Annotated in this window: 9 protein-coding genes; 1 reads left to right on the top strand and 8 read right to left on the bottom strand. The window is 66.8% G+C overall.

Annotated features, from left to right (window positions below):
* Positions 1-134: 134 nt before the first annotated feature.
* A complete protein-coding gene (locus ACZ5CR_RS42655) occupies positions 135-1,001 on the top strand; it encodes a transposase (RefSeq protein WP_468868318.1) in 867 nt (288 codons plus the stop codon).
* A gap of 56 nt (positions 1,002-1,057) precedes the next feature.
* On the opposite strand, the gene ACZ5CR_RS42650 is transcribed toward ACZ5CR_RS42655, so the two are convergent.
* The 8 genes from ACZ5CR_RS42650 to ACZ5CR_RS42615 are packed head-to-tail and all read right to left on the bottom strand — an operon-like array spanning position 1,058 to position 8,519.
* Positions 1,058-1,966 (bottom strand): NAD-dependent epimerase/dehydratase family protein, encoded by a 909-nt coding sequence (locus tag ACZ5CR_RS42650; RefSeq protein ID WP_468868315.1) that lies wholly within the window; start codon positions 1,964-1,966, stop codon positions 1,058-1,060.
* Complete coding sequence (locus tag ACZ5CR_RS42645) at positions 1,967-3,022, bottom strand: MupA/Atu3671 family FMN-dependent luciferase-like monooxygenase (protein WP_468868312.1); 1,056 nt, start codon at positions 3,020-3,022, stop codon at positions 1,967-1,969.
* 32 nt (positions 3,023-3,054) lie between these two features.
* The gene (locus ACZ5CR_RS42640; protein WP_468868310.1) at positions 3,055-3,843 is read right to left on the bottom strand and encodes an SDR family oxidoreductase; all 789 of its coding nucleotides are present in this window, start codon (positions 3,841-3,843) and stop codon (positions 3,055-3,057) included.
* Positions 3,840-5,216 (bottom strand): condensation domain-containing protein, encoded by a 1,377-nt coding sequence (locus ACZ5CR_RS42635; RefSeq protein ID WP_468868308.1) that lies wholly within the window; start codon positions 5,214-5,216, stop codon positions 3,840-3,842. Before ACZ5CR_RS42635 ends, ACZ5CR_RS42640 begins: the two co-directional genes overlap by 4 nt.
* Complete coding sequence (locus ACZ5CR_RS42630) at positions 5,213-5,503, bottom strand: acyl carrier protein (RefSeq protein WP_468868307.1); 291 nt, start codon at positions 5,501-5,503, stop codon at positions 5,213-5,215. Before ACZ5CR_RS42630 ends, ACZ5CR_RS42635 begins: the two co-directional genes overlap by 4 nt.
* Positions 5,496-7,307 (bottom strand): type I polyketide synthase, encoded by a 1,812-nt coding sequence (locus ACZ5CR_RS42625; protein ID WP_468868303.1) that lies wholly within the window; start codon positions 7,305-7,307, stop codon positions 5,496-5,498. Before ACZ5CR_RS42625 ends, ACZ5CR_RS42630 begins: the two co-directional genes overlap by 8 nt.
* Entirely contained in the window at positions 7,304-7,615 is a 312-nt protein-coding gene (locus tag ACZ5CR_RS42620; RefSeq protein ID WP_468868298.1) for an acyl carrier protein, read from the bottom strand. The genes ACZ5CR_RS42625 and ACZ5CR_RS42620 overlap by 4 nt, the downstream gene beginning before the upstream one ends.
* Positions 7,590-8,519 (bottom strand): hypothetical protein, encoded by a 930-nt coding sequence (locus tag ACZ5CR_RS42615; protein WP_468868296.1) that lies wholly within the window; start codon positions 8,517-8,519, stop codon positions 7,590-7,592. Before ACZ5CR_RS42615 ends, ACZ5CR_RS42620 begins: the two co-directional genes overlap by 26 nt.
* Positions 8,520-8,524 lie beyond the last annotated feature (5 nt).

Here is an 8,524-nt window from a genome sequence, read left to right as displayed (position 1 = left end):
TTGAGACTTCGAACACCTCCCTCAACGGCACGGGTGCCTCGTGCGTTGTGGCCCCCTCGCCGTCACCCGATCAGTGGCCACTCTGAAAAGGCTCAATCATCTGAAGTCAGCGGATCACCAGGCTGACGTCCGACGTGATCGCTGAACTCGTCGCCGAGATTGGTCCGTTGTGGCACGAGCGCCACCAGGCCGCACTGGAGTTGCGGCCCCGCCGACGGTCAGTCGGTGCGGGGGCCAAGCACAAACTGATCTTCGTCGACCGGCTGTTGGCGATCCTGGTCAACCTCCGGCACTGTGCCACGCATGACGTGCTGGCCTGCTGGACCGGTGTCGACCGCTCCACCATCACGCGTGCAATCGGTGAGGTACGGCCTCTGCTTGCCGAGCGGGGCTGCACCGTCGCCCCTGGCCTGCGGCTGCGCACGCTAGCCGAAGTCATCGACCACCTCGGCACCGACGGGCAGACCGGCGTCATCGACGGCACCGAGGTCCGCGTCCGCCGCCCGGCCGCCGGACGCAAGAACCGGGACAAGTTCATCTCCGGCAAGAACAAGCAGAACGCCGTGAAGTCAATGGTCGTCACGAACACCGAGGGACGGCTGTTGTTCTGCAGCCCAGCCGAGCCGGCCTGCTGCGCAGACGTCACTCACGCCCGCAAGCTGGGCCTGGCCAAGCTCCTGGCCAACGGACCGGCCGTGGAGATCCTCGCCGATGCCGGCTACCAGGGACTCGGGGCCCAGACCGGCGGCCGGGTGATCACGCCACCGCACCGCAAGTTCAAGAAGAACCCGCCGCAGTGGTACGAGGAGATGCACGAGCGGCGACGCAAAGCCCACTCCTCACGACGTATCCGCGTCGAGCACGGCATCGGCCATCTCAAGAACTGGCGGGTCCTCGCACACCACGGACGCCGCGAGCACATGAGCGACATCATCCAAACCGTCGCCGGACTCCTCTCCCACCAACAGAGCACGACCCTCGGCAGCGGTGCGCGAACGTGAACACAACGGCGAACCCGCGGCCTTCGACGCGCCACCGCCAACCATGCACGAGCTCATTAGACCGCCCCACGGGACATCTTCGGCAGTCGTTGTCGCAGACCGGCGATGTAGTCCTGCAAACTCCTTTTCGGTTCCCAGCCGAGCGCCCGCGCCCTGGATATATCCGCCCGGCCACGAATGCGTTCACCGCGCCGTGGCGGGATCAACTCCACCGGCCCTCCGAACATTCCGGCTACGTCGATGATGCGGTGTTCCACACCGCTGCCGAGCAGATACCCGTCTCCGTTCCCTTCCTCGGCGCAGATGACGACACCCTCGACGATGTCGTCGACGTGTGTAAAGTCGCGCATTTGGATTCCTGGGGCCACCACCGTCAGCGGATGGCCCGTGCGCATCTGCTCCTCGAAGATTCCGATGACGGTCGAGTAGGAACCGGTAGATATCTGTCGAGGGCCGTACACGTTGAAGAAATAGGTGATGACGTAGTCAAGTCCATACCAGTCGGACATGTTGCGGATGTACTCGACGTTCTTCGCTTTGGTCCACGCGTAGGGGCTGAGATGTTCATCCCTGCCGTTTTCTCCGAACTTGGAGCTCGAGCCCGCATAGACGAGCCGAGCGCCATGGTCCAGGCAGAGGCGTACGACTTCTCTCGTGCCGAGAAGGTTGAACTCCCAGACTCTGTCGGGCTCTTCGAAGGACTGGGCGATACGGGAGTACTCTCCCAGGTGGTACACAACGCGCGGAGCTGGAAACCGGAGTCGGCGCCACAGTTTCGTGATGTCGCAGGTGCTTCCCTCCACATGGGTCACGCGTTCGTCCATCACACGGTTGGACAAGCTGCCTGTGAAGTGGTTATCCACGGTGACGATGCGAGCTCGGGGATACTGAGAAAGCAGCCTCAGGACCAGGTGGGAGCCGATGAATCCGGCGCCGCCGGTGACGAGAATCAAGTCCTCACTCACTCAGTTCCCCCTCGCGGTGGAGCTCTCGCCCGGCGTCGGCTCGCTACTCCGCACTCTGACCTGATTCAGGTAAGGCAGCGCGGCGAGCAGTGTTTCGCCGTCGATGCCGAAGTCCACCAGGCACGCGATTTCGTTCACGTCGGCACCGGCGAGTGACTGGGCGAAGGCAACGCAGCGCTCGACCGACCCGAAGAGGGCGGCGGTGCGGAAGTAGCGTTCAAAGGCAAAGGCAACAACGTCTTTCTGGTCGGCCGTGCGCAGACCGTCCCACTGTCCGCGCCAGAGGTCGAACGAGGACAACAGATAATTCTGGAAGGGCGACTTCACGACATCGCGCACAGCACGGTCCGACTCTCCGACGAACGCATGCACCATGAGGGTCACCGTCCCGGCCGCCGGGTCGTGGCCCGCAGCTGCGCGTGCCGCGCGGTACCTACGGATGTTGGCGGAAAGCTCGTCCACCTTTTGGAAGAGCAGCGCGGTCAGAATGTTCAGGCCCCGGGTTCCAGCTTCCTCGAATGTTCTGGGATTCGCCGTGACCGTCACCCACACTTCGGGAGACGACTGGAACGGCCGCGGATAGGTGCAGACCTGGACTGTTTCGCCCGAACCATTGACACGTTCGACCGGTTTTCCGTCCCACACATCACGGATGACGTCGATGTTGTCGAACATGAGACGGCGGCGGTCGGGGTACCGGTCCGGAGCCAGCACGAAGTCATTGGCCACCCACCCCGTGGCCAGCGCCAGGTCAGCGCGGCCTCGCGACAGATTGTCCACCATGGACCAGTTCTCGACTATCTCCAGTGGATCGTGCAGGGGGACGACGACGCTGCCGGCCCGCAGCCGGATGTGCTGGGTGGACACGGCGATCGCCGCCGCTGCGACGGCCGGATTGGGGTACGCCCCGCCGAAGGGGTGGAAGTGGCGCTCCGGCAGCCACAATGCTTTGAATCCATTCTTGTCCGCGAACTCGGCGGTCCGCAGGAGCAGTTCGTACTCCGATGCCGCATCCTTCACTTCACGGTTGGCGAAGTACAGCAGGCTGAAATCCATTCGTCACTCCTCACAGGAAGGCCTCTGGGTGCTCACGTCACGGACCGCGCTCGGCGTGCTCTGCGGGCTCCCCCGCGGTCAGCTCGGAGTGTGATGCCGCCGTCGAACACCAGCGTCTGCCCCGTCATCCATGCCGATTGCCCGGACAGGAGAAAGGCGACCGCTCCCGCAATGTCGTCGGGCTCGCCGATGCGCTGAAGCGGGTAGGTCGCCGCGGTTTCCTCTTCCCGCCCCTGATACGCCCCTGCGGCGAACGCCGTTTTCACCAAAGCGGGAGCGATCGCGTTGACGCGGATGTCCGGGGCCAATTCATAGGCGAGCTGCGTAGTGAGGCTGATCATCGCCGCCTTGCTGACCCCGTAGAGCCCCATGAAGGGGGCGGCGCCCAAGCCGGATATGGAGGCGACATTGACGATCGCACCACCGTGGTCAGCCATCCACGCAGCATGCACGTGCTGGGTGAATCCCAGGGCCGAGAGGACGTTGACATCGATGATGCTGCGCGCGGCGGCCATGTCGATACCGGTCAGCGGGCCGAACGCGGTATTCGTCCCCACGTTGTTGACCAGATGGTCGATGCGGCCGAACCGCTCCAGCGTCGCGGTCACCGCCGAGTTCTGGTGGATCTCCTCCTCCGCACGCCCTGGCACGCCGATCACACGGCCGGGCCCGCCCAGGCGTTCGACCGCCGCTGCAAGGCCCTCCTCGCCCCGGGCCGTGATGCACACACGGTCGCCGCGTTCCACGAGTGTCTGCGCTATGGCAAATCCAATGCCGCGGCTGGCGCCGGTTACGAGGGCTACGCGGCCGGTCGACGTCATACGGTGGTGCACCTTTCGATAGATTCCGCTATGTAATCGATGGGCCGTCGCAGGCCCGGGCTTTCCGTCTCCGCGACCAGCAACTCCTCCATTGCGCACAGGAATTGACTGGCGCCGGGACCCGGCACGTACGCGGGGTCGGTGCGCAAGGCGAACTCCGCCCCTGCCGGAGAGCTGTACACATGCAGGGAGAGCCTGGCGTCGGTGTCCACCGCGACGGGCTCCTCCCGCACTCTGGTCCTGCCGAGCAGGGCATGTAGCCCGCCTTCCTGGGCAGGAAGGCGTGTTCGCCGAGCCGTGGCCATGTCGTTGTAGAAACAATCCAGGAGAATCTTCTCGCCACGCGCGCGCTCCACCTGTGGCCACAGCTCGTCCAGGTCGAGCGGGTGATAGCGGCTATGCGAGTACGCCTCGATCCTGGCCAGCCACACCTCCCGGGCCAGCTCGGCGAAAGTCGCTCCTGTGGTCCTGACCGACACCACTGCGCCCTGGGCCAGATCACCGACGTACGTCTTGTCGGCGAGGGCGGCGCGATTGGAGACCACTTCGGAGAAGACGCACCGGTCGTGTCCCGAGAGTGCCCCGACGAGAGCGGCGGTGGCAGCCTGGCAGATGGCGGAGGAGCTCACACGGAAGCGCGCGGCCAGCAGCCCGGCGGCCGCTTCGACCGCCGGGGAGTACATCACGGCACGGTGCCACCGCGTGCCGGCGCCGCCCCGGCCGGGGCGGGGGAAGTTCTTGGGCGGGCAGTCCTGCAGGGTGCGCTCCCAATAGGCCAACGCCGCGGTGTTCCGTCGCCGGCCCTCGGGCGACCGCTCCAGGCGGGCCCGGTCCACCGGCTGGAGCCGTGGCGCGGGAACGCCCCCCGGCTGTCCACCGCCGAGCTCCGCTGCCAGTGCTTCTTCGACCAGGGCGCAGGCATAGCCGTCCAGGGACAAGTGGGAGGCGGACACCACGAGATACGCGGGGGCACCGCCGAGGAGGACGACGGCGAACCGGGCCGGCAGCTCCGACGCGTGCTCGAACCGCCTCTTGGCCAGCTCCTCCATGTGCCGCCGCGCCACGTCCTCCGCCTCGCCCGCCCGGCTGCGAACCACTTCCACCTGGATGCTGCCCTGGGCTTCGACGATCTGGCACGGCTCTCCCGCGTGCGTGGTGTCGTACCGGGTACGGAGCGACTCGAAGTTCTCGACCACGCGGCCCAGGGCACGACAGACGTCGTCGGCCGCCAGTCCGTCCGGTACAGGTTGGTACCAGCCCACGTTGGTGTCCTGCGGTGCGAAGATCCGCAGGTTCTTCCACGTCTGGTGCTGGGTCCACGTCAACGGCTCGGTCATGGTCCGCGCACCGCTGAAAGTCACGGTGTGGGTCACTCCGGGACTCCTTCGTAATGGCGCAGCAGGTCCGTGCCGTAGTGATCCACGAGGTGGCCGCTCAGCTCGCCCAGGCTGGGGCAGTCGAAGATGACGAAGGCCTCGAGTTCCGTCCCGAACATTTTGTTGATCTTGGCGAGCAGCTCTGCAAGCGAGACGGAGTCGAAGCCGAGGTCGAGCAAATCGTCATCGGGGGAGATCTGCTCCTCATCACCGAGCAGGAACGCGTGCATGAGCCCCATCAGGTCCGCGAGGACCAGCGAGGGCAAAGCTGTGGGTTCAGTCATCCTGGGGTCCGTTCCGGCCGTCGTCGTCCACGGCCCAGTAGCGCTTGCGAGTGAAGGGATAGGGGGGAAGCGCCGCTCTGAGGGGGCGTCTTTCGGACCACTGGCCGTCCCACGCGACAGGGGCTCCCAGGCACCAGAGGCGTGCGGCGTCCGGATGATCCGCTGCCACGGCAGGTTGTGGAGCATGACCGGGTGCGCCGCGCGTACGTCCGGTGTGGACGCCGCGCGGACTGTCCCCGCGGGCGAAATCGTCGAGTTGGCCCCGCAGTTGGGACGGGTCACGGACCACAACCGCCAGCCGCTCGCGCATCTCCCTGCGGCCCACTTGGCTGGTGTGCGCGAGGCGGTGCATCGGCACGTCGCGCAGCGGCCCACGGTCGAGGGAGTCCACAGTCTCCCGGGCTAGCCGGGCGAGTTGGTCCCGATTACGCGCAGACAGCACGAAGGTGTGAGCGGCGGGACGCGGATCGGGAACTTGGTCCGAGCTCGGATCCGAGGGCGGTTCGGGGGGCTGTTCCACGATCAGGTGGACGTCGGCCCCGCCGGCGCCGAACGAACTGACGGCCGCGCGCCGGGGGTGGCCGTCGGTCTCCCAGTCGGTGCGGGAGCGCACCGGACGAAACGGCGTCGAGCCGAAGTCGATCCTCGGGTTGGGCGTACCGAGGTGAAGCGTGGGGACGAGCGTCCGGAACTTCAGCTGAAGCAGGGCCTTCGTCAGTCCGGCGATGCCGGCCGCGCCCTCCAGATGGCCGATGTTGCTCTTCACCGACCCGATGCCGCAGTTGCCCGGGCGGACCCCGGCCTTCGCATACGCCCGGGTGAGCCCGGCCACCTCGATCGGATCGCCCAAGGCGGTGCCGGTGCCGTGCGCCTCGACGTAGCCGATGGTCTCCGCAGCGATGTCGGAACGGCGCAGCGTTCTGCTGATCAGCGCCTCTTGGGCCGCGGGGCTCGGCACGGTGTACCCCATGGTGCGGCCCTCGGAGCTGAGGAAGCTGCCTTTGATCACGCCCCAGATCCGATCCCCGTCCCGCAGGGCCTGCCCCATGCGCTTCAGGAGCACAGCGCCCACGCCTTCCCCCGGGACGAACCCGTCCGCACGCTCGTCGAAGACTTTGCACGCACCGTCCCGCGCAAGCATCTTCATCGCACAGAGCGAGGCATAACGGGCCGGATGGAGAATGAGATTGACACCGCCGGCCACGGCCATCGTGCACTCCTGTCGCCTGATGCTCTCGCAGGCCAGGTGTATGGCGGTCAAGGAGGAGGAGCACGCCGTGTCTACGGCGAGACTCGGGCCGTGGAAGTCGAAATAGTGCGACACACGGTTGGCCGTGGACCAGTGTGACGAGCGGGCGCCCCGAAAGTGGCCGCGCGGCCATGCGGTGGCCCCGATGCTGCCGTAGGTGTTGTGCATGAGTCCCACGAAGACGCCGGTGTCCGGCTCGTGGGTGGATGGCCCCAGGTAGCCGCTCTCTTCGAGCAGGAACCAGCAGCTCTCCAGGAAGAGCCTCTCCTGCGGGTCCATGGTCACTGCGTCCCTCGGCAAGATGGAGAAGAAGCCGGGTTCGAACATTTCGATGCCGTCGAGGAAGCCTCCCCAGCGGCTGTAGGAGTACGACTCCGCGCGTGCCGCGTCCGCGAAGTTCCGCCAGTCCCAGCGCTCCTTCGGTATCTCTGTGACGCAGTCGTCTCCCTGCAGGAGGCGGCGCCAGAAGGTCTCCAGATCCGGGGAGGCCGGGTAACGTCCGGTCATCCCCACGACAGCGATGTCTTCGTCCGCACTGTGGTCCACGCCGCTCACCTATTCTCCCCATCGGCCAGAGCTCTGACGAGTTCGTCCTTCTTGTGCTCGACCACGTAGGCGGCCACCTGGCTGGGGGAGGGGCAGTCGAAGAGCAGGAGGACAGGGACGCCGCACAAGTCCTGGTCGAACCGCGCCACAACGTTCATGTTCTGAAGGGACGTGAGCCCCAGCGACGTGAACGAGTCCACGTCGTCGAGTTCCGCGGCCGGCATGTCGAGGACCTCCGCGATGACGCCGAGGGTGTAGTCGTAAGCCATCCCGGTCAGGCCCGCGTCGGTGTCAACGCCGCTGTGTTCGTCCGTCATCGGACTCTCCTTGCTTGGCCAGCAGTGAATAGGGGGCGTGGCGGTCACCGTGCAGAACCAGCGGAGTGTCCTTGCCGCACAGCCGCCAGGCGGCGCCTCCCAGCGTCCGGAACGGAGGCCACTCGGCGCCGTCGACAATGCCCAAGTCGGCGAGCATGCTCAGGAAGTGGGGGTCGACCGCGGCCCACGCCCCGTCGACCCAGAGGTCGAGCCAGAGGTGTGGGGTGGCATAGGGTGCGGCCAGGAAAATCCCGAACGCCTTGCGTGAGGTGAACCCGAGCTCCGCCGCCGCACGGGCCAGGAACTCCGCAGCGAGCGGACAGTCGGCGAGCCCGTTGCCGCGCAGGAATCCCAGGTCGTGGTGGAGGGCCCGGGGCAGCAGATGGAAGTCGACGCCGTCGAGCAGAGAGGTCAGCTCGCGCATCCGCTCCGGCAGCAGCACGCTGCCGCCCCGGCTCGGGCGCAGCTGCGCGCACCAGGTTCCGGAAGCCGCGTTCGGCCCCGGACCGAAGTGCTCGGCGACTTCGGGCGTGAGCCGGAAGCGGCACGGACCGGCATGGCCGGGTGCGGGGCAGTGCGGCTCGACTGTCACGGTGCGGGCCGGCGACCGCCCGGACGCCTCGGCACGGAGGGCGGGCGCCCAGCCACGCAAGGCCATGGTTCGGGCCGACGGAAGCCGTAGCTGCGCCGAGGAGTTGGCGAGGTCAAGGCCGTCCATCAGGACGGTGCGGCCGGAGACGGCATGCGGGAATCCGGCGTCCAGGAGTTGGGACACGAGCTCTTCGGACAGGCCGTGCACCCGCCGAGCGTCCTCGATGCCGAGGCGGTACTCCCGGTGCTGTGACGGCACTCTGCGCACCCGGTCGACGACAGCCGTGATGTCGCTCGTCCTCCATCGCGACATGCGGC

Source organism: Streptomyces sp. NPDC031274, assembly GCF_055570235.1.
This window is presented reverse-complemented; position numbering and strand designations above follow the sequence as displayed.

Excerpts from the sequence above, each read along its gene's own strand:
- ACZ5CR_RS42645 (WP_468868312.1), bottom strand. The coding sequence starts at position 3,022 with ATGGATTTCAGCCTGCTGTACTTCGCCAACCGTGAAGTGAAGGATGCG.
- ACZ5CR_RS42640 (WP_468868310.1), bottom strand. The coding sequence starts at position 3,843 with ATGACGTCGACCGGCCGCGTAGCCCTCGTAACCGGCGCCAGCCGCGGC.
- ACZ5CR_RS42630 (WP_468868307.1), bottom strand. The coding sequence starts at position 5,503 with ATGACTGAACCCACAGCTTTGCCCTCGCTGGTCCTCGCGGACCTGATG.
- ACZ5CR_RS42620 (WP_468868298.1), bottom strand. The coding sequence starts at position 7,615 with ATGACGGACGAACACAGCGGCGTTGACACCGACGCGGGCCTGACCGGG.
- ACZ5CR_RS42615 (WP_468868296.1), bottom strand. The coding sequence starts at position 8,519 with ATGTCGCGATGGAGGACGAGCGACATCACGGCTGTCGTCGACCGGGTG.